The 21,263-nt window shown below is 71.5% G+C and carries 15 protein-coding genes; 6 read left to right on the top strand and 9 right to left on the bottom strand.

Translation table 11 applies throughout. The annotated features are described in order from the left end of the window. Positions 1 to 200: 200 nt before the first annotated feature. The 7 genes from OG990_RS05050 to OG990_RS05020 form a co-directional block, all read right to left on the bottom strand. A complete protein-coding gene (locus OG990_RS05050) occupies positions 201 to 2,930 on the bottom strand; it encodes a LuxR C-terminal-related transcriptional regulator (RefSeq protein ID WP_406079185.1) in 2,730 nt (909 codons plus the stop codon). 391 nt (positions 2,931 to 3,321) lie between these two features. Beyond that, on the bottom strand, positions 3,322 to 4,074 hold the full coding sequence (locus OG990_RS05045) for a DUF4386 domain-containing protein (protein WP_406079184.1): 753 nt from the start codon (positions 4,072 to 4,074) through the stop codon (positions 3,322 to 3,324). A 137-nt stretch (positions 4,075 to 4,211) separates the two neighbouring features. Then, positions 4,212 to 5,054, bottom strand: coding sequence for an SMP-30/gluconolactonase/LRE family protein (locus OG990_RS05040; RefSeq protein WP_406079183.1), 843 nt, complete (start codon positions 5,052 to 5,054; stop codon positions 4,212 to 4,214). Beyond that, entirely contained in the window at positions 5,051 to 5,773 is a 723-nt protein-coding gene (locus OG990_RS05035; protein ID WP_386983523.1) for an SDR family NAD(P)-dependent oxidoreductase, read from the bottom strand. Before OG990_RS05035 ends, OG990_RS05040 begins: the two co-directional genes overlap by 4 nt. Further along, positions 5,770 to 6,666: a dihydrodipicolinate synthase family protein gene (locus OG990_RS05030; RefSeq protein ID WP_406079182.1), complete on the bottom strand. Its 897-nt coding sequence runs from the start codon at positions 6,664 to 6,666 to the stop codon at positions 5,770 to 5,772. The genes OG990_RS05035 and OG990_RS05030 overlap by 4 nt, the downstream gene beginning before the upstream one ends. Then, a complete protein-coding gene (locus OG990_RS05025) occupies positions 6,667 to 7,827 on the bottom strand; it encodes a mandelate racemase/muconate lactonizing enzyme family protein (RefSeq protein ID WP_328418380.1) in 1,161 nt (386 codons plus the stop codon). After that, positions 7,827 to 11,084 (bottom strand): hypothetical protein, encoded by a 3,258-nt coding sequence (locus OG990_RS05020; RefSeq protein WP_406079180.1) that lies wholly within the window; start codon positions 11,082 to 11,084, stop codon positions 7,827 to 7,829. The genes OG990_RS05025 and OG990_RS05020 overlap by 1 nt, the downstream gene beginning before the upstream one ends. A 114-nt stretch (positions 11,085 to 11,198) precedes the next feature. Between OG990_RS05020 and OG990_RS05015 the strand changes: the two genes are divergently transcribed. From OG990_RS05015 to OG990_RS04990, 6 genes are read left to right on the top strand one after another with little or no spacing between them, the layout of a single operon-like run. Beyond that, complete coding sequence (locus OG990_RS05015; protein WP_328418382.1) at positions 11,199 to 12,005, top strand: IclR family transcriptional regulator; 807 nt, start codon at positions 11,199 to 11,201, stop codon at positions 12,003 to 12,005. Beyond that, positions 12,002 to 12,949: a carbohydrate ABC transporter permease gene (locus OG990_RS05010; RefSeq protein WP_406079179.1), complete on the top strand. Its 948-nt coding sequence runs from the start codon at positions 12,002 to 12,004 to the stop codon at positions 12,947 to 12,949. Before OG990_RS05015 ends, OG990_RS05010 begins: the two co-directional genes overlap by 4 nt. Then, the gene (locus OG990_RS05005; protein WP_328418384.1) at positions 12,946 to 13,791 is read left to right on the top strand and encodes a carbohydrate ABC transporter permease; all 846 of its coding nucleotides are present in this window, start codon (positions 12,946 to 12,948) and stop codon (positions 13,789 to 13,791) included. Before OG990_RS05010 ends, OG990_RS05005 begins: the two co-directional genes overlap by 4 nt. A gap of 26 nt (positions 13,792 to 13,817) precedes the next feature. After that, positions 13,818 to 15,101 (top strand): extracellular solute-binding protein, encoded by a 1,284-nt coding sequence (locus OG990_RS05000; protein WP_328418385.1) that lies wholly within the window; start codon positions 13,818 to 13,820, stop codon positions 15,099 to 15,101. Continuing rightward, positions 15,098 to 16,063: a glycoside hydrolase family 88 protein gene (locus OG990_RS04995; protein ID WP_406079177.1), complete on the top strand. Its 966-nt coding sequence runs from the start codon at positions 15,098 to 15,100 to the stop codon at positions 16,061 to 16,063. Before OG990_RS05000 ends, OG990_RS04995 begins: the two co-directional genes overlap by 4 nt. Next, positions 16,060 to 17,247 carry a mandelate racemase/muconate lactonizing enzyme family protein gene (locus OG990_RS04990; protein ID WP_328418387.1) on the top strand — a complete coding sequence of 396 codons (1,188 nt, stop codon included), beginning with the start codon at positions 16,060 to 16,062 and terminating at the stop codon, positions 17,245 to 17,247. The genes OG990_RS04995 and OG990_RS04990 overlap by 4 nt, the downstream gene beginning before the upstream one ends. Before the next feature lie 145 nt (positions 17,248 to 17,392). On the opposite strand, the gene OG990_RS04985 is transcribed toward OG990_RS04990, so the two are convergent. Then, entirely contained in the window at positions 17,393 to 18,214 is an 822-nt protein-coding gene (locus OG990_RS04985; RefSeq protein ID WP_328418388.1) for an IclR family transcriptional regulator, read from the bottom strand. 143 nt (positions 18,215 to 18,357) lie between these two features. Beyond that, positions 18,358 to 21,246, bottom strand: coding sequence for a hypothetical protein (locus OG990_RS04980; protein WP_406079174.1), 2,889 nt, complete (start codon positions 21,244 to 21,246; stop codon positions 18,358 to 18,360). Positions 21,247 to 21,263: the final 17 nt, after the last annotated feature.

Raw genomic sequence — 21,263 nt, 5'->3', positions numbered from 1 at the left:
TCTTGCCGTGCTGGTCCGCAGGGGTCTCCGCCGGCTTGGCGGACCTTCGGGATAACCGCACGTTAGGAGCGGACCTGATTAGCGGACATCACCACGTGTGGTGACGAGCGTGGTGAACTATTGGATCGAGGCCACCGCGAGGTGGGCGCCCCGGCAGGCGACGACGCGCGGCCGGGCTCCTGGAGCGTGTGGTGCCGAGGTCACCGCTCACGGGTGCGCGACAACAGGTTGAGCTCCCCGGCTTGACGCACCGCTGCCCGTCGGCTGTTGACGCCGAGTTTGGCGTAGATGTTCCTGGTGTGGGTCCGCAGGGTGTTCAGGGACACCACAAGCTCACGCGCGATGGCTGGGCCGTCCAGGTCGGTTCCGAGCAGCCGGAGCACCTCCAGCTCGCGTTCGCTGAGGGGCTCTACGAGGCCCTGCGTGAGGCGCCGGGGCTGGTTGACCGGGGTCTCGTCGGCGTGGCCGCAGGCGTTCACGAGTCGATGAACGTAGTCCCAGGAGACCCGCTGTTTCGCGACCGCTTTGAGCAAGGAGACCATCGGTGGTCCCTCGCCCGCGAACACGCGGACATAGCCCTCCGGTTCGGCCAGGGTCAGCGCACGTTCCAGCGGGGCCAGGGCACCCGGGGTGTCGCCGCGGGCGTGGTGGGTGAGCGCCTGGAGCACCAGGATCTCGATGACGCTTCCCGTCCGCTCCCCCGCTTCCGCAGCCGTCAGGAGGCGCTCCAGGAGTCGGGCCGCCTCGGTGGCGGAGGCTCCTGCGCGGTGCGCCGTGTACTGCGCCAGAAGCACTCTGGCCAGGGTGACGTGCTCGAACTCGCGCAGGTAGGACACGTCGTCGTCGACGGACAGACCCTGCTCTCGCGCCCAGCTGAGCGCTTCGCCGATCCGACCCTGCATGGCCAGCAGGCGTGCCGTCAACGCCGGGACCGGCCGCACGTTCGGGGAGAAGTCACCCACGTACACGTGCTGTGCCTCGTCGAGCAGTTGGAGTGCGCCGCGCAGATCGCCCTGGGCCTGCAGGACCCGGGCCATCGAGACTCGCCAGCGATAGCGGTTTTGCGGCAACCCGGTGTGCTCGCCGAGCTCCTGGCTGCGCCGAAGGTGCTGGGTGGCGGCATCCAGGTCGTTGCGCTCGCAGGCGATCTGACTCATTCCTACGTACATGTCCGCCATTCCGCGCAGCACTGGTCCGCCGTGGTGGGAGGCGAGCTGCAGAGCCTGCTCGTAGGTGCGCAGCGCCTCGCCGAGGCGTCCCTGCGTGATGCGGGTGTCCGCCAGCGTGATCGAGCAGCCGAGGACGTCGGAGATGTGCCCGACCCGCCGCATCCCCTCGACACAGGCGGAGTAGGCCTGATGCGCGGCCTCGAGGTCTCCGTTGCCCCAGAACGCGAGCCCCAGGAGGGCCGATGCCCCGGCCCGCGTGAGGTGGTCGTCGACCGCCGTCCGGTCGATCGCACGATGGGCATGCCTGATGGTGGCGGGTGTGTCGCCTCGAACCAGTGCCAGCGCGGCTCGGTACATCTGGATCACCCCCGGGAGGCGGAGGAGCTCCTCCTCGTCGACGACGACCATCTCCGCGCGGTCGGTGGGGGGTTTGTCCAGCAATTGCTCGGCGTCCCGCAGTCGGTCCTCGATGCCCTCGAACTCGCCTCCCGACATCAACGCCCCGATCAGGCCGACGGCAAGCACTGGCCTGACCCGGACCACCTCGTCGGGGATGGCGTCGAGCCAGCCACGGATCGTGGGATCCTGCCTGTTCCGGCGCAGAGCCGGCATCGCCAGCTCGACCAGTCCCGCTGCGCGCTCGACGTCCCCGGCAGCCAGGGCGTGGCGAACTGCGGGCGACGGCTCACCGTTCTGGTCGTACCACTGGCTCGCGCGGCGGTGCAGGTCCGCGGCCTCGTCGGCGCGTTCATCCAACAGATGCGTCCGCAGGACGTCCGCGAAGAGGTGGTGGTAGCGGTACCACCGGCGGCTGTCGTCGAGCGGGACTACGAAAAGGTTGGCGCGGTCCAGCGACTCCAGCATGGCCTTGCCGCCGTGCTGCGCGGTGACGGCGTCACACAGCGGACCGCTCAACCGGTCCAAGATCGAGGTCTGGACCAGGAAGGTCCGGACATGGTCGGATTGGCGCCTCAGAACCTCCTCGACCAGGTAGTCGACGATGTATCGGTCATCGCCTGCGAAGCCGGCGATGAAGCCGGCGACATCGGCTCGTCCCTGCATCGACAGCGCTGCCAGCTGGAGCGCGGCGATCCACCCCTCCGTGCGACCCTCAAGGGCTGCGATGTCGTTCGCGGTCAGGTTCAACCCGATGACCTCGTTGAGGTAGTCCGTGACCTCGTCCAGGGTGAAGCGCAGCTCGGCGGCGCGGACCTCGACCAGCTCGCCGCGAGCCCGCAGCCGCGCCAGCGGCAGCGCCGGGTCAGCCCGGCTGCTGATCACCAGGTGCACGTGTGGCGGGAGGTGCTCCAGCAGGAACACCATGCCGGTCTCGACGTCGGGCCCGTCGACGAGGTGATAGTCGTCGAGCACCAGGTGGATCTCGTTCGGCACGGCGCTGAGCTCGTTGAGCAGGGTGGCGAGGACGGTCTCGATCGGCGTCTGGGCTGACTGCAGGAGCGGCAGCGCGCCGGCGCCGACGCCTGGCACGACGTTCTGCAGGGCGGTGATCACGTAGGTCCAGAACAGGCCGGGCTGGCTGTCGCTCTCCTCGAGGGAGAGCCACGCCACGGACCGTTGCTCAGCGCCTGAGGCCAGCCACGCGCTCAGCAGTGTCGTCTTGCCGAAGCCGGCGGGGGCGGAGATGAGCGTCAGCCGCGATTCTGCCCCGCGGCTCAGGCGCTCGCTCAGTCGCTGGCGTGCCACCAGACTGTGGCGGAGCTTGGGGATGTACAGCTTGGTCTCGACCAGGGGGCTTGCCATCACAGCTCCCCTCGTGGGCCCTCGGCGGGGATGCGCCCGAGAGTAGAGCACCCAGCCGTGCCGCACGGCACTCTCGAGGGCTTACACCGCCGTTGAGCCGGAGGGGGAAGGCCTGAAGACCGACCGCAAACGCCGGCTCGCCACCACCGGCCTGCGCGGGTAGGTGGTGGCGAGGCCGCCCGGTTCCCTCTGCGTTCGGACGGTTGGTCGTTCGCTGGGTGAGTGCGACGCTGTGCTACGTGAATCCGATGGCGCCCGCGAAGCGAAACAGGGTGCTTTGGGCGTACGGAAGATCGATCCAGTGGGCAGTGCTTCGACGTGCCGTGGTTCGCGCTCAGATGGTGATGGCGACCTTGCCTCGTGTCTTACCGTCCCCGGTCGCGGGTGTGGCTCAGGGTGTGACGAGTGGATGGTTCGCCGGCGCGATGCCGACCGGTGCGTTCGTGTCGACCGGTGGTTTCGGGTCGGCCGGCGTCCGGGCGCCCTTGATCAGCAGGTAGCCGACCATCGAGACCTCGGCGATGGTCACCAGCGGCACGACAACGATCGGTGAGACCGCCGCCGCGAAGCCGGGCGCGAGGAACTGCAGCGGCACGTCGATCAGGTACGCGGCGGTGGCGACCATCAAGATGACACCCAGCGGCCGGGGGAACATGCCGGATTGGTAGGCCAACCAGCCGAGGGGGAACAGCCAGAGCCCGAAGAAGATCTGGGCGACCAGGAAGCCGCTGTGCTGCATGTCCATCAGCAGCAGTACCAGGGCGTCCGACTCGTCGGCGGCGAAGACGCTCGTGTAGGAGGGCTCGGTCGCGACCAGCAGCGCGGCGAGCTGGTGGACCAGATTGAGGCAGGTGATGCCGACCTGGAGCACGACGAAGAGGACCATCGCCCGGGCCACGTTCCTGTTCACGTGCTGCAGCAGGTGCGACAGCGCCAGGACGAGGAACAGCGCGAACGTCGCCTGCACCAGGTCGGCCACGAAGCTGAGCCTGACCAGATCGGCGTTCGAAACCACGTTGGCCGCGGTGGCTACCGCATCGTCCGGGACGTAGACGTTCTCGCGCACGATGTGCGCGAAACCGGCGAAGATCGCGACAACCAGGTAGTAGGCGCCCGCGATTCTCGCGAGGCGTAGGTGGAGCATCCGAAACTCACCGAGTACCTCGCCGGGCAACCCGGACCGGGTCGTCGTGGTGGGCCGGGAACGTCTGCGGCAGATGTTGCCTCAACGACAGGGCGATCAGCGCGGCAGACAGCAGCGACAGGAACACGGTCGTCCGCTCAACGGACGCGGTGATCCAACCCGACCACGAAGCGGGCGGCCGGAAGACCGGCTACGCCGACGTCCGCGGTGAACACGGCTCCGGACAGCTCGGCGCCGTCCGACCGCGCGGTCGTGACGAAGAGCCATCGATAGCCGGGACCGCCGAACGACATGTTCGTGACCAGCGGCGTGGGCAGGCGTAGCGTGCGGTCCGGAGCGAGGTGGGGCGTGTAGCCGAACACCATGCCGGATCCCCACGAGGCCACCCAGACCCCGCCGTCGGCGTCGACGGCGATCCCGTCGGGGTGCGCAACCCGCACCGCGGCAACGGGGCGGCCGTCGGGCCCGTACGCGGTGACCGTGTCGGCGAAGCTGTCAGCGTGGTAGAGGAGGCGCCCGTCCGGGCTGGTGTCGACGCCGTTGGATGCGCCCACGTGCCCGGCGAGGACGCGATGGTTCAGGTCCGGCTCCATCACGTACAGGGCGGCGCGATTGGCCCGGGTACGGTCGATCGACCCGACGTAGAGGTTGCCGTCGCGTCCGCACACCGCGTCGTTCAGTGCCAGGTCGGGCGGCCCGGGCAGGGACAGCAGAGGTTGGAAGGTTCCGTCGTCCGGGTCGAGGGTGCCGATGTCCCGCCCGGACACGCCGAGCCATCCCCCGTCGGCCCGCGGCACCAGGGCGGTGACCGGCCGGTCGCAGGTCGCGCCGGAGGCGGTGCCGGAGGCAGGATCGAGGGCCCAGAGGCGTCGGCCGTCAATGTCCACCAGGTGCAGGCGGGCCGAGGCCTCGTCCCAGACCGGGCACTCCCCCAGCTCACAGCGCACGTCGGCCAGCACCGCCCAGTCCCTGGATGTCACAGCCATCTCGCTCGCAGGTCGGGGCGGAGCCACGCCGCTGGTGAGGCGATCGACAGGCCACCGTCGACGGGCAGCACGACGCCGGTGATGAAGTCCGCTGCCGGCGAGGCGAGGAACGTCACGGCGGCGGCGACGTCGTCGGGTCGGCCGACCCGCCGCAGCGGGTAGCCCTCGGTGACGGAGGGCAGGTCGGCCTTGCCGATCATGCCGGGGGCGACGGCGTTGACGCGGATGCCGGCGGGACCGTACTCGAGCGCGAGCTGGCGGACGAGTCCCTCCACGCCGGCTTTCGCGGCCGCGTAGCCCGGCAGGCCGGGCGCGGCGAGGCTGGCGTTGACGGAGCTGACCGCGACGACCGCGCCGCCGCGCGGCAGCAGGGGCAGGGCGGCGCGGACGACGTAGAACGTCGAGCCGAGGGTCACGTCGAGGGCGGCCCGCCACTGCGCGTCGGTGGTCCGCGTCGCCGGAGCGACGGGCATGACCGCGGCGGCGGGCACCACCACGTCGAGTCGGCCGAGTGTGCGGTGGGCATCGGCGACGGCGCGGGCTGCCGCGTCCGGGTCGGCGCAGTCGGCCACCAGTTCGGCCGCGAAGGCGGGGTCGCTGTGCTGTTCGAGGGAGACGCCCACGACGCGATCGCCGGATTCGGTGAAGGCGCGGGCGATCGCGGTGCCGATCGGCGAGGAGGCGCCGATGACGAGGATCCCGCGTCCGCTCACCGGGCAAGCCCAAGGTCGGCGAGGATGGTGGCGAGTGAGTCGCGGCTGGCCGGGTCGAGCGGGCGGGCCGGCGAGCGGACGGTGGCGTCGGCGATGAGGCCACGGCGCACCAGCACCTCCTTGTGCACCGCCCAGGCGATGCCCTGCTGGAGGCCGAACAGGATCAGCGGCAGCAGCCGGGTGAAGCCCGCGCGGGCGTCGGTGTGCCGGCCGGCCTGCCAGTCTGCGAGCACCGGGCCGAGCAGGTCGGGGAACTCGCAGGCGGGCATGGTGCCGATCGCTCCGCGGGCGTACTCCTCCAGGCAGAACTGGGCGTTCTGGCCGCCGAGCACGGCGAAGCGGTCGTCGGCGCGGGCGGCGACCACCGCGACCACCTTGGGCGCGGTCGGCGGCGATTCCACCTTGACGGAAGTGACGCCGTCGAGCTTGCCGAGCTCGGCGATGAGGGTGGGCGGCATCGTCACGCCGGTGGCGCCGGGCGCGTCCTGGACCATGACCTCGGCCCCGGCGGCGGCGGCCACGTCGCCGTAGAAGGCGAGCAGCTGGTCGGACGTCGGCTTCACCATGAACGGAGGAAGCACCATCAGCGTGGTCGCGCCGCCGGCCACCGCGGCACCGGCCTGTTCGATCGCGGTCACCGTCGACGTGCCGTTGACCCCGGCGACAACTGGGACCGCGCCGGCGACCACCTCGGTGACGGTGGCGAGAATCCGGGCCCGCTCCTCGGTGGTGAGCGCGAAGCCTTCGCTGGCCATGCCGAAGACGGCGACGCCGGTGACGCCGCTGGCGAGCTGGAACTCGGTGAGCCGGCGCAGGCTGGGCAGGTCGAGGGCGCCGTCGGGCCCGAACGGGGTGGCGAGGATCGGCACGAGGCCGTGCACGGTGTGGGGCACTCAGGACTCCTTGACCAGGGCGCGAACCGTCTCGGCGTCGACATCGACGCCGAGACCGGGACCCGCGGGCAGATCGAACGCGGCCGGGTGCACAGGCACCGGCCCGGTGAGGATGCGGGATCCGACCTCGGTGGAGGTCGGCTGGTACTCGAACGCGGCGAGGTCGGCGACCGCCGCAGCGACATGCAGGCCGGCGGCGAGCGAGACACCCATGCCGACCGAGTGGTGCGGTGCGACGGGCACGTGCCGGGCGGCGCACAGCTCGGCGATCGCCATCGCCTCGGTGATGCCCGTACGGGCCACGTCCGGCTGGGCGATCCGCAACGCCCGCGCGTCCAGCCACTGCGCGAACTCGTACCGGTTGCGCAGCGTCTCCCCCACGGCGATCGGCACGGTGGCGCGGCTGACGAGTTCGGCGTGCCCGGCGATGTCCTCTGGGGCAAGCGGCGCCTCCAGGAACCACGCGCCGCGATCGGCGAGACCACGCGCCAGCGCGGTTGCCTCGTCCACCCCGTACGCCCAGTGCCCGTCCACGGCGATGCGCAGGCCAGGCGCGGCCTCGCGGACCGCGTCGACGGTGGCGAGGTCGGCGGCGACGCCGTGCCCGAGGTGCAGCTTGACCGCGGCGGCGCCCCGCTCGGCCCAGTTCCGGGCCAGCGCCGCGCGCTGCGGGTCGGTGGGGCGGGGCAGTCCGGAGACGTACGTGGGCAGCCGGGTGCGGAAGGCGCCGCCGAGCAGCTGGGCGACGCCGAGCCCGGTCAGCCGTCCGGCGAGGTCCCAGAGCGCGATGTCCACGGCGGCGAGCGCGTCGGCCTGGTGGCCGACCAGGTGCCCGCGCTCGCGCATCAGGTCGCGCAGCCGGTACCAGGCCGGGCGCGGCGCGGTGGCGTCCATGCCGACCAGCACCGGCGCGAGCAGCAGGTCGACCACGGCCGCCGGCACCTCTGGCGCCACCGGCGCGAGGGCCTCCCCCCAGCCGGTGGTGCCGTCCTCGGCCACCACCTCCACCAGCAGCGTCTCGTAGCGCGACGAGTAGAGGCTGCGCCACGGTTCGCGGACCTCGTAGCCGCCGCCGATGGCGCTCCCGTCGCTCTTCGGCCCCAGGTAGGCCTCGTCAGCGCGTACCTTCAGCACGTGCGTGCGCACCTCGCGGACCCGCATCACGCCTCCTTCACGCAGGACAGCCGCACCGGCCGGGACCGCCGGTCGCCGATCTGCACGATGTAGGTGAACGCCGCGGACAGGTCGTCCACGGGCACGGTCCACTCGTTGGGGTGCACGGTGCGGTCGAGCTGCCGCCAGGTGGTGCCGTCGTCGAGCGACCAGTGCAGGGTCGCCGGCTCGCGCCGGGTCGCCTGCACGTAGGCGTGGTAGCGGCTGCCGTCCGGCTTGGGGATCAAGATGCCGCGCACCGGACCGACCGGGCCGTCGTCGAAGTGGTGCGCGCCGACGGGGGCCGCGTCGGTGCGGTGCAGCGGTACGTCCAGTGGGCCGACGCCATGTACGACGATCGCGGTGATGCCGTGCCCGGACACCTGGACGGTGAGCTGGTGGTCGAGCACGGTCGCCTCCTGCGGTGCGCGGCCGTCGCGGATCACCGTCGCCCGGTACGGGGTGGCGGCCGCCATGGGCACCCGTACCGGGTCCAGCGTGACGGTGACCGTGGTCGGGGTGGCCGACGCGTTGGTGAGGCTGACGCAGAGCCGGTCCCCGCCTTCGGCGGCGATCCAGTTGACCTGCTCGGTGTCCAGCCGCACCAGGCCCTTGGGCAGCCACAGCCAGACGCCGTCCTCGCCGTGGAAGCGGCCGGGCCGATGGCCGTAGACGTGGTAGACGAACCAGACGTAGTTCTGCTCGAACTGGGCCGGGAAGGCGATCGCGCCGCCGGAGCGGGTCTCGTGCTCGGCGATCAGGTAGTCGATGGCCATGCCGAGTTGGGCGGGTGCGTGGTGGTAGTAGATGGTGGTGTTGCCGAACGGGCCGGTCCAGGGAAAGTCCGGGCGTAGATGGTGGACCGTCAGCTGCCGGTAGTAGTAGCCGGGGTAGTTGGTGAACCGGCCGACCAGCGCGTTGTGCGCCACGTCCCGCAGCAGGTCGTCGCCGGTGTGCGCGGCGAGGCGGAGCAGGAACGGCGCCCACGCCGGGTTGAGGGTGAACCCGTTGAACCGGTAGGTGTTCACCGCCTCGATGCTCAGCCCGGTCGGTGACACCTGCCAGGCGGGCACCACCTCGTCGGGCACGTCGCGGGCCGGGTAGTCGTACAGGGCGGCGGGGTCCCACCAGCCGGTGAGCTCGATCTGCCGGTCGACGAAGAGCGGGCGCTGCGGCACGGGCACCGGGCCGTCCGGCACCGGGCGGGCGAAGATCATGGTGACGAACCGCTTCGCCTCCCGGTACGCGGCGTCCAGGTAGCGCCGCCGGCCGGTCTCCTCGAACATCTCGAGCAGCTCGACCCAGGCACGGCAGTAGTAGATGGCGAAGTCGTGCGGGTCGGCCGCGCCGCCGTACGGCTGGTCGAGCTCCTCGGCGATGTAGCGCTCGGCGGCCTCCTCGGCCTGCTGCCGCAGCTTCGGATCCCGCGTCATCCGGTAGGCGGCCAGCGGCTCGCTCATCGGGGTGCGCTTGAGCCAGTAGTCCTGTGTGTCGAGCGAGGAGAGCGCGAGCTCTCGGGCGGCGGTGAGTGTGCCCCGGGACAGCGCGTACAGGGGGCCGAGGGCGGGCGCGCCGAACGGGGTGCCGCACAGCTGGTGCTTCGTCGGGTCACCGTAGACAGTGGCGTCCTCGCGTGGCGTCCAGCCGTACCCGTTGCGGGACAGGTGGAACTCGGTCGTCGGTAGCGCCCGTGTGTCGTACAGTTCGTCGTCGCCGGTCAGCTGGTAGGCGCCGAGCAGCACCCCGGTGGTGGTCGCGCGGACGGCCTGGTCGTTCTCGATGTCGATGAAGCCCTTCGCCCGGCTCCACCAGCCGCTCGGTGACCCCTGGTAGTCGACCTGGTCGTCGGTGTCCGGGCCGGCCTTCATCAGGTCGATCAGGTTGTGCACGGTGTCGGTCAGCGAGGCGTGGACGTTGCGCCGGTACGCGGTGTAGCCGTACTCGCCGCGCAGCAGGTCGCGGTACGCGTCGTACAGCTCGGCATGGGCGGCGTACACCCCGACGGTGAACCGGTAGGGCTCGCCGGCGCGCCGGTCGGCGCGCCGGCCGTACTGCGGGGCGTAGAGAGTGGGCTGCACCGTGCCCTCGGGGGTGCCCAGGCTCATCCCGAACGGCTGGTCGTCGTCGCCGCGCGCCGACTCGTATTCGAACGGCAGCTCCGCGGCCGGGGCGAACAGCCCGGTGGTGACTGGGCCGCGCTGCAACAGGCACAGCGGCGCGAACAGCTCGTCGCGGCCCACGGACGCCGGTCCGCCCACCATCCGGGCGTGCTGCAGCGGCCCGCACAGCACCTCGTCGATCTCGTCGACGGGTGCGGCGGCGAAGGCCCGGTAGGCGATCACGAACCTGCCGTCGACCTGCGTGGTCAGCTCGATGTCCACCGTGGGGTGCGGTCCGGACAGCCGCCAGGTGACCGTGAGGGAGAACAGCTCTGGGTTGCCACCGCTCAGCCGGACCGCGTCCGGGCCGAGCAGCTCGAACTGGTCGAGCACCACCGGGTGCCGATCGAGCGTCCGTTGTGGATTCCGGCGGCTGCCGCCGCCGCCGTGCAGCACCAGCCACCGCTCGCCGAACCGGTCGCCGCCCACCGGTTCCCAGCCGCCGTCCGCCCGGATGGACAGGTCGGCGGCGTACCCGGACCCGCCGTCCCACCGCAGCGCGGCGATCTCCAGGCGGTGCGCGGCCCCCTCGACGGCGGCGTACGGCTCGACCACCGCCTTGGTCAGGTCCGGGCTGGCGGTGTCGGCGCGGTCGGCGGCGGGCGGCGTACCTGGGCCGAGGTCGACCACCTGCACCGGGGCGAACCCGGCGGCCATTCCGGTGGCCCCGACGCCGACCCCGCCGCCGTCGAGCGGCTCGGGGTCGGTGACGGTCACCGGGGTGCGTCCGTCCACCGTGATGGTGAGCCGGCCGTCGACGACGGTGACCTCGACGGGCAGATACCGCCCGAAGTCGAAGGACACGATGTCGTCGGCAAGCAAATCGTCGCGCCCGCCGGCGTGCCGGAGCACCGACAGGTACCGCACGCCGGTGCGGATCCGCAGCCGGATCGCGTACCAGCGCTCGGCGTTGGCGTTGACCCGCAGTTCGGCGGTGCTGACACCGGTGCCGTGGCGCGGTTCCGGCACCCGCACGGCGGTGCGGACCACGTAGTTGCCCGTCATCGCCGGCAGCGCCGCGCTGAGCAGGTGCCGCCCGTTCGGGTGGCCGTGGCCGTCGACCTCCGTCGGGCCCTCGAAGGGCAGGAATGCAGGCTCAAATGTCATAGGACCGCCCCCGTGGCGCGGTTCTGCAACTCGCATGCAATCGGCGGTTGACACGATGCAGCATGGGGGTCACTCTGGCACAGCAATGGATGGGACGTCCAGAAGGAGCTGCCGGTGGCGAGTGATCAGGGCACCAACCAGAGCGTCGAGAAGGCGGCCGCCGTGCTCAACGCCTTCCTCGGCGGCCAGCCCGCGCTGCGGGTCTCCGATGTCGCCCGTCACGCCGGCCTGGGCCAGTCGACCGCGTCCCGCCTACTGGCCACACTCGAGGCCTGCGACCTCGTACAGCGCGACCAGGTCAGCGGCCTTTACCAACTAGGCCCCGCGCTCATCACGATGGCCGGCGTCGCCCTCAACAGCCACCCGGTGCACCGCGAGGCCCGCCAGCGGGCGCAGAACCTCGCCGCCGAACTCGGCCTCGGCGCCAACGTCGCCGTGCGCCGCGGCGCCACGCTGTTCTACCTGTGCAACTTCGAGGGCACCCTCGCCCCGCGGTCGTTCGTCCTCATCGGCCAGCACAACCCGCTGCACGCCACGGGCATCGGCAAGTGCCTGCTCATCGGCACCGACCCCGAAGAGCGCCGGGCGCTCCTGCCCGATCTGCGCGCGTACACCCCGTCCACCATCACCGATCACGCCGCGCTGGACGAGGCCATCGCTCAGGCCGCCGAGCGCCGTTACGCCACCGAGGTCGAGGAACTGGCGCTGGGCCGCGCCTGCATCGCGTCCCCGATCCTCGACCACACCGGCACCGTCTGCGCAGCGCTGTCGGTCTCCGGACCGCTCTCCGCGATCGCCCTGGACACCCGGGAGGCCGACCTGTCCCGCATGGTCATCGAAGCCGCCGACGCCATCAGCACCGACCTGGGCTACCTCGGCCCCGCCGACCGCGTCCTGACCCGCTTGCAGGCCAGCCGATGAGCACCGAGACGACCCGTCGCGGGACCGCCGGCCGCGTGCCGGCGTCCCCGCCGGGCGGCGAGCGGCCCCCGCGACGGCTCGGCGACGGCGCGTTCGCCGCGCTGCTGATGCTCCCCGCCCTGGCGATGCTCGCCGCGATCGTCGTCTACCCGCTGGTCGCCTCCCTGATCACCGCGTTCTTCGAGCAGAGCCTGGTGGAACCCGGCCGCACCTTCGTCGGCCTGCAGAACATCACCGACCTGCTCGGCGGCGACTTCTGGCGGCTGCTGCGCCAGACGCTGGTTTTCACCGTCGGCGCCACCATCGCACCGTTCCTCGTCGGCCTGGCCCTCGCACTCGCCCTGAACACCCGCATCCGCGGCCGCGCCACTCTCCGCGGCCTGCTGCTCATCCCGTGGCTGGTGCCCAGCGTCGTCGTGTCGTTCCTCTGGATGTGGATCTTCAATGCGAACTACGGCCTCGCCAACGGCGCGCTGGAGGCGCTCGGCCTGATCGATGCCCCACAGGCCTGGTTGGCAGGCTCGGGCACCGCGATGACCGCGGTCATCGTCGCCAAGACCTGGGCGAGCTTTCCGTGGATCATGGTGATGATCCTCGCCGGGCTGCAGACCGTACCGGTCGAGTTGCACGAGGCGGCCGAGACCGACGGCGCCGGCGCGGTCCAGCGGTTCTTCGCCGTCACTCTGCCGCACCTGCGCGGCATCATCGGCATCGTCCTGCTGCTGGAACTGATCTGGAACTTCCAGCACTTCGACCTGATCTACGTGATGACCGGCGGCGGCCCCGCCGGCACCACCGAAACCTTCGCCACCGCGGTTTACGAGACCGCCTTCCAGGGCTTCGACCTCGGCCGTGCCGGTGCGCTCGGCCTGCTCTGGATGGTGCTGCTGCTCGTCATGGTCGCGGTCTACGTCCGTCGGTCCGAGCGGGAGGGACAGCTGTGAGGAAGCGCTCCGCTCGGGAGAGCCGCGGTTCCCGCGCCGCGGCGTGGACGGCCGTCGTCGTCCTCGGCGGATTCGGGCTGCTGCCGGTGTACTGGATGCTGGTCACCGCGTTCACCCCGGCTCAGCAGACCTTCCGCTACCCGCCGTCGTTCGTCCCCACCGAGCTCACCCTCGACAACTTCACCCGCCTCGCCGACGAACCCGCGCTGGCCCGGTACCTGGTCAACAGCCTGATCGTCTCGATCGTCACCGCGGTGCTGAGCGTCGTGGTGTCGGCCTACATGGGCTACGCGTTCTCCAAGTTCCGCTTCCGCGGCCGGCGCAGCCTGATGTACTTCGTGCTCTCCTCCCAGATGTTCCCCCAGGCCCTTCTGCTGGTCACCCTCTACGCCTTGTTCAGCGCCTACCACCTGCTCGACACCTACACCGCGCTGGTGCTGTCGTTCACCACCTTCACGCTGCCGCTCTGCGTCTGGATGCTCAAGGGCTTCTTCGACACCATCCCTGACAGCCTCGTCGAGGCCGCCCGCGTCGACGGCGCATCGCGGCTGCGCACCATCCACTCGGTCATCCTGCCGCTGTCGGCGCCCGGTCTCATCGCCGCCGGGCTCTTCGCCTTCGTCCGCGGCTGGAACGACTTCATCTTCGCCCTCACCCTCGCCGGACGCGAGAAGACGACACTGCCACCCGGCCTGGTCAACGCCTTCCTCGGCGAGGCGACCGCGCAGTGGGCCGAGCTCATGGCCGCGTCGCTGATCGCGTCCCTGCCCGTCGTGCTCGCGTTCATCGCGCTGCAGCGGTTCCTTGTCGGCGGCATCACCGCCGGCGCCATCAAGGGATAACCACCACCCGTCCCGGAGGTCCAGCAATGAACAGCAACGTTTCCCGCAGGGACATGCTCCGCCTCGTCGGACTCGGCGCCGGCGCCCTCGGCCTGGGCGGCGTGGCCGCCTGCGCGCCGAGCGCCGACGCCCCCGAGGCGGATACCGCCAAGTCCGCCACCAACTTCTCGTTCGCGTCCTGGAGCCTGGCCGACAACGCCTCCAAGGCCAAGATCGAACAGCTGATGACCGGATACGGCAGCAAAGCGGGCATCACCGTCAACGGCGTGCCGCTGGCGTACAACAGCTACCTCAACCAGCTCACGCTCCAGGTGCGCGGCGGGCAGTTCACCGGCGCCGCGCAGATGGACATCGCCTGGCTCGCCGGCCTCGCCGCGCTCGGCAAGCTTCGCGACCTCGGTGACGTGGCCAAGGACGCCGGCTACACCGCGGCCGCCCTCAGCTCGGGGCAGGTCGAGGGCAAGCAGGTCGGCCTGCCCTGGACCACCGCCGCCATCGGTCTGATCGCCAACCGGGACCTGATGCAGAAGGCCGGCATCACCACCGCGCCGACCACCATCGACGACTTCGAGGCCGCGCTGCGGGCGCTCAAGGGCACCGGCGTCATCCCGTACGCCGCGTCCACCAAGGTCGCCCAGCTCAAGGACATCCTCATCTGGATGCAGACCTTCGGCAGCCCGCTGCTGGACGGGGACAAGGTCGCCGTCGGCGACGACGCCAGCATCGAGGCGGTCGCCTGGTACAAGAAGCTGTACGACGCGAAGCTCATCGCTCCGGACGTGGAGCGGGTCGACGCGCGCACCCTGTTCGCCCAGGGCAAGGCCGCCATCTACGACGACGCCATCGTCGGCCGCGACTTCGTCGTCAAGGGCTCCCCGGACAAGTCCATCGCCGACAAGCTCGACCCGGTCGCCCGGCCGGTGAAGAACGCCGGCGACAAGCCGCGCGCCGTGCAGTGGGGCCACGCCGTCGTCGTGGTCGAGGGCGAGGGCGCCAACACCGCCACCGACTTCGCGAAGTGGCTCACGTCCGACGAGCAGACCGTCCTCGGCTACTTCAAGGACCTGTCCCTGCCGCCCACCACCACGGCGGCGCTGGCCTCCGAGCAGGTGAAGACGGACGCCTTCACCTCCCAGTTCAGCGAGCGGATCACCGCCACCGCCACCCCGAACCCGTTCTGGAAGTACCCCCAGTACGCCCAGATGGAGACCGCCATCTCGGAGCACGTCCAGGCGGTGCTGGTCGGCAAGAGCAAGCCGGCGGACGCGATGCGCGAGGCCGGCGCAGCGGTGCAGGCCCTCATCAAGTGACCAGCGCGCCCGGCACCCGGCTGGTGGCGGCGATCGCGGACGCGACCGCCGCCACCACGCCGCGGATCTGGGGCTTCGGCATCGGCGGCACGCTCACCGCCCTGCTCCGCGCCGGCGACGCGCTGCACCGCCCCGACCTCACTCAACGGGTGGTCGACCTCATGACGCCGTCGCTGACCGCACCGCCGGACCGCACCGACCACCTCATCGCGGTCGAGGCGCTGCTCGCCCTCACCGACCGCCGACCCGACATCGACGTGACGGACGCCTGCCGCCGCTGGCTCGCCGCCGTCCGGCACGCCCGACCGGCCCGCCCCGGCGGGCCTCGCCTGCACCGTCCCGACCTGCCACCCTGGTCGTCAACGGTCTGGGTCGACTGCATGCACACCGACGGACCCGGCCTCGCCACACTGGGCCACCCCGATGAGGCCGTCACCTACGCCACCGAGTACGCCAACGCGCTGCAACTGCCCAACGGGCTGTTCCAGCACGGCTACGACACCCGGGCCGAACGGGGCAATGGCGTCGCCTGGGGACGCGGGCAGGCGTGGGCGCTGCTCGGCCTCACCGACACCCTGATCCACGCCCCCGACCACGGGCTCGCCGAGCGGCTCACCCGCCTGGTCGACGCGCTCGCCACGCATGAGCGCGACGGCGAGTGGACCACGGTGGTCGACGACCCGGACACCCCGGTCGAGGCGAGCACCTCCGCGTACCTGGCCTGGGTCGTGCCGCGCGCTGTCGACGCCGGGCTGGTCGACCCCGCCCACCGGGCGATGGCCGACCGGGCCTGGCACAGCACCCTCCGCCGACTCACCGGCGGCGCCCTCACCGTGTCCGAGGCGACGCCCGTCGGCACCGCCCTCGACTACCACCACCGGGCCCTCGGCGTCTTCCCCTGGGGCCAAGCCCCGCTCCTGCACGCCGCCCTGGAGCGAACCACAGCCAAGGAGAACGGATGAAGGTCGTCGACGTCCGCAGCTTCGCGGTACGCGCCAAGCCCGCCGAGACGTACTGGGGCGCCCGGGCGTGGAGCGCCGAGCACGGCAGCGCCTTGGTGGAGTACCCGCCGAGAGAACGCCGCCGCTACGTCTACAGCGAGACCATCGACGCCGTGCTGGTGCGGGTCGAGACTGCTGACGGGGTCGTCGGCTGGGGCGAGGCCAAGGCACCCGTCGGGGCCCGCGCCACCGCCGCCATCCTCGACGACCTGATCGCACCGCTCGCCGTCGGCTCCCGGCTCGACGAGATCGGCCGCACCTGGGACCGGGTCTACACCGGCATGCGGGTCCGTGGTCACGACAGTGGCTTCTGGCTGGAGGCCCTCGCCGGCCTCGACATCGCTCTGTGGGACGCGTTCGCCCGCACCCTCGGCCAGCCCCTGCACGCCCTGCTCGGCGGCCGCTACCGCACCACCCTGCGGCTGTACGCCTCCGGCGTGCCCGCCGCACCCGCCGGCTCCGGCGCCGAGGGCCAGCGCCGGGTGCGCCAGGAGGCCGAGCGGCTGCGCGAACTGGGGTACGACGCCGTCAAGGTGGCCATCGGCGCCCGCCCCGAGGACGACATCGCGTCCGTGCAGACCGTCCGCGAGGTGTTCGGCGACCAGGCCGCCGTCTACGCCGACGCCGCCGGGCAGTACGAAGTCCCGCAGGCGCTGCGGGTCGGCCGCGCCCTCCAGGACGCCGGCGTCGGGTTCTTCGAGATGCCGCTGCCGCCGGAGGACCTCGACGGGTACGCCACCGTCGCCGCCCGCCTGGACATCCCCCTCGCCCTGGACTCCCTGGCCACCCGGCACCGGGCGCTGGAGTTCCTCCGCGCCGGTGCGCTCCGCGTGCTCCAGCCCGATGTGTGCCGGGCCGGCGGCATCACCGAGACGATGCGGATCGCCGCGCTCGCCGACGCGTTCGGCGCGCAGGCCACCCCGCACGTCAGCATCGGTTCGGCCGTGCACTGGTACGCCAGCGTGCAGTGCGCCGCCGCGATGCCGAACTTCGCAGTGCTCGAACACTGGATCGGCACCAACCCGCTCACCGCCGTCGCCCCGGACGCGGTCGCCCCGGTTGGCGGGCGATTCGAGGTGCCGGGCGGCGCTGGCCTCGGCATCACGGTCGACGAGGACGTCGTACGGGCGTTGGCGGGCGCCTGACGACAAGCCCGTTGTCCGCCGGTCCCGTTGAGACCCCAGGGGGACGGAATCCGGCCGGGGATCTAACCTGCCCCGCCTCGGCGAGTTCCCGGCCAGCCGGGGCCGGGGAGCCGGATGCTGGCGATGACGCGGCCAAGCTGGGCGGTCAGGACACGACCTCAGCGGCGACGGCCTGCTGGGGCACGACGTGGGCTGGCCCGACGTATCCGAGGTTGATGCTGACGGAATCGGCCGCCTCGATCACCGACTGGACGAGTTCGGTCTCGCGGTTGGGCAGGTCGATGGCGGAGAGCGGGCCGGACACCGAGAGGGCCGCCACCACCTCGCCCGAGCCGTCGCGGATGGCGGCGGCGATGCAGGCGCGGCCGAGGGCGAGTTCCTCGATTTCGGTGGCGTAGCCCCGGGCGAGGGTGCGGGTGAGTTCCTCGTCGAGCTGTTCGTGGGTGGTGATGGTGCGGTGGGTGTAGGCGTGCAGGGCGGTGTCGGGTAGCAGGGTGCGCCGCTCGTCCCCGGTCAGCCCGGTCAGGAGTGCCTTGCCGAGCCCGGTGGCGTGGAGCGGGTTGTACTGTCCGGCGAGGAGGAACGGGCGGGGTGCCTGCCGGCCTTCGAAGTTGAGCAGGTAGAAGAGCCGGTCGTCGCGGCGTAACGCCACGTTGACACCGAGGCCGAGTTCAGCGGCGAGGTCCTGGGCGGTCTGCCGGGCCTCTCGGTGGACGGGGTGGTTGTTGAGTACCGCCCCGCCAAACGAGACCATGTCGAGTCCGAGCCGGTACAGGCCGCTGACGGGGTTGCGGTCGACGAAGCCCATCCCTTCGAGGGTGGCGAGGAGCCGGGAGGCGGTGGAGAGGCCGAGTCCGGTGGCTCGGGCGACGTCGGAGACGCGGAGTTCGGTGCGGCCGGCCGCGAGGGCGCGGAGCACGGTCAGGGCTCGCTCGACGCTCTGGTTACTGCCCGGTTCGGCCGCCATGCCAACCCCTCCCTGGAAGCTGCTTGCGATATGTGGCACCTAATTCTGCACCGTGCACGAGATTGACCATGATACGGGGTGAAACGGGTGACGCGAGACGGGCGTGGCGCCGGGCGGCCCAGCCGCCCGGCACCGCGAGCGGGTCAGGCGTCCGGACCGTCCTGGTCGATCTGGTCATTCCCGCCGCCGCCGACGACCACGTCCCGGTCAGCGCCGCCGTGGAGCCGATCGTCACCGGGGCCACCGACGACGACGTCCGGACCCGGCCCGCCGAGCAGGGTCGCGCCGCCGGGTCCGCCGACCAGCCGGTCCGCGCCCCCACCGCCGCAGATCACGTCATCGCCGCCGAGACCGACGATCACGTCGTCGCCGCCCCGGCCGGCGATCACATCGGCCCCGGCCGTGCCCACGAGCCGGTCCGGGCCGTCGGTTCCGATGATGGTGGGCTCCCGACCCGCGCACAGCGGCGCCGCGACGGTCACGGTGACCTGGCGCGCGAAGTAACCGAGGCCGTAGGAGACGGTCACCGTGTCGCCGAGCGTCGCGCCGACAGCGGCCAGCTCCAACTCTGCCGTGTACGTGGTGGCGTTCAGCCCGTCCTGCACCGCGACCAGCCGCTGCGGTGCGCGGTCGCCGACCCGGACCTCAAGGTCGCCGTGGTCGAGCGCGGCCGGGTCGAGGTTCAGGGGCGCGGTCAGGCGTACGCTCGCGCGGCTGCCCTCCGGCACCCGGTCCACCGGCCCTCCGGCGGTGTCCACCACCCGTACCGTGGTGGTGTCGGCGGCCCGCCAGGCCAGTGTCTCGTTCCAGGCGGTGTTGAAGGTGACCCAGCCCTCGGAGTGGCCGATGTTGCCGGCTCCCGGGTTGTACGGGTAGTGCCCGTTCTTGGGGCTGCCGTCGAGCACTCCGCGGGCGCCCTGGAGGCGACCCGCCCCGCCCTGGAACTCCGAGTACCAGCCGCGATCCACGCCTTCGAAGCCCCATTGCTCCGTCGGCCCGCGGTACGAGGCGTGCCGTCCGGTGGGGTTACGGCCGAAGACGTTGTCCACATGCGCCACCGCGATCTGCCGCAACCGTGCGGCGAGCGGATCGTCGCCGAGCACCTGCGCGGCGGCCAGCGCCGGGGCGGCGAAGCCGGCCACGTTGCCCGTCTCGTTGGGGTCGCTGGCCGAGCCACCGCCGGTGAAGGACGGGATGGTCCACCGGTCCGCGGAGTACCTGCGGAAGTCCCACAGGTTCGCCGAGCGTTCCGCGACGACCTCGGCCCAGCGGCGGATGAAGTCCCGGGTGCCGGGCGGCGCCTGGTCGCGGTGCGACAGCAGCAGCCGTGCGAGGCCGGTGACCAGGTGGTACTCGCCCTGCCGCTGACCCTTCGTGACGGTTGGGTCGGCGACGTCGAGGTTGCCGACCAGCCAGGTGGCCTGGGCCTTCGCGGCGGCCAGGTACCGGTTCGCGTCAGCGCGACCCTCCCGCTTGGCGACCTCGTACATCATCACGTTTGGCCACACCGAATGGCCGGGTGGCAGCTCCCCCTTGCCGGAACCCACCTGGGTGTAGACCTGCAGCAGGTCGGCGGTGTGGGAAGTGGTGTCGTACCAGGCGAAGCGATCTTTCGCCGGGTTGTCCCAGATCGGGAAGAGGTAGTCGCGCGCCCGCTCGTAGACGCTGTGGGGGATGTAGTCCGCCAGGTACGGATAGGCGTAGAGGAAGGCGGCCAGCTGTTCCTTGAGCAGCGTGTGGTTCACCCGTCCGCCCAGGTACACCTCGACGGCCCAGTGGATCAGCCGGACGATCTCCGGGGTGTCCGTCGGCAGCTGCACCGGCAGCCCGACGTACCGCGCCTCGGGGTCCTTGATTTGCGCGAACGCGGAAGGGTTGGCCAGGTACATGTCGATCAGCGACGGCAGCTCAAAGGACATCTGGTGCGAGTCGCGCCAGCCGACGCCGAGGTAGCAGTTCTGCGGATCGGTGCCACCGTAGACCATCCTGCTGAAGTCGCCGTAGTAGCAGCGCACGTCGGTCATGAACTGCACCGCACGGCGGTAGGAGACGCGCTCGATCCAGTCGGCGCCGATACCGAACGGATCGGACCGGCCGGTCCCGGCAGCGCCCTGGACCTCCACCGTGTACGGCCCGGATTCGGCCGGGTCGAAGTCGGTGAAGTCGCCGACCTGGCCGCGGACGGTGCCCTCGTGGCGAACGTTGCCGGCGGCGTCGGTGATCCGGAAGTGCTCGCCGTCGACGGCGCGGGGTGCGGTGAACCGCTTGGCCTGGCCGAGGTTGTAGCCGCTCTGGTTGACCAGGATCGGCTGGTCGACCTCGGGCTCGCCCGGCTCGGTCCAGGAACAGCCCGATGCGGTCGTGGGGTGGTCGGCGGGCACGGTGGGCAGCGCGGTGACCGCGACGGCGGCGAACGACGCCTGGGCGTGGTACACGCCGAGGCCGATCGTCCCGCCGGCGGCGGGCGCGGCCACCACGGCAACGCGTTGGGCGTCGATCTCCACGACCGAGATGTTGTTGGCCCGGCGGATGACCAACTCGTGCCACTCCCCCTGGCGCACAGGGGCGGGGCCTCGGCACACCGTCTGCGTCACTGGACGGGAGATCTGCACTCCGGACCAGCCGGTCAGCTGCGCAGCGAAGTTGTTCTGGGTGACGGCGTACGGTTCCCGGAAGTCGGTGAGCACCGAGACTGCGGGTGAGTCGCTGGCCGCATCGACGCGGACCCTGGTGCGCAGCTCGTACGCGTCGGGCAGGCCCACCCGCGTGACCGGGGTGATGTACCGGCCCGACGGCTGGGTGCGGCTGTCGATCGAGACGTAGGGGAACTCGGCGGTGGTGGTCGTCCACTCCGTCAGCGCTCCGGTCAGCTCCCGCCACCGGCTGAGCCCGGTGGTGAAGTCGTCGGTGAACACCGGTGCCGCTGGCGCTTCCGGGGCGGCGGCCGCGGCGGGCGCCGCCGTCAGACCCACGGTCGCCATCAGCACCGACGCCATAGCCGCACCGGCCCACGCTCGCACAGGTGTCGTCAACAGAATCTCCTTGTCAG

The organism is Micromonospora sp. NBC_00858 (genome assembly GCF_045207365.1).
Taxonomy (GTDB): domain Bacteria; phylum Actinomycetota; class Actinomycetes; order Mycobacteriales; family Micromonosporaceae; genus Micromonospora.
This window is presented reverse-complemented; position numbering and strand designations above follow the sequence as displayed.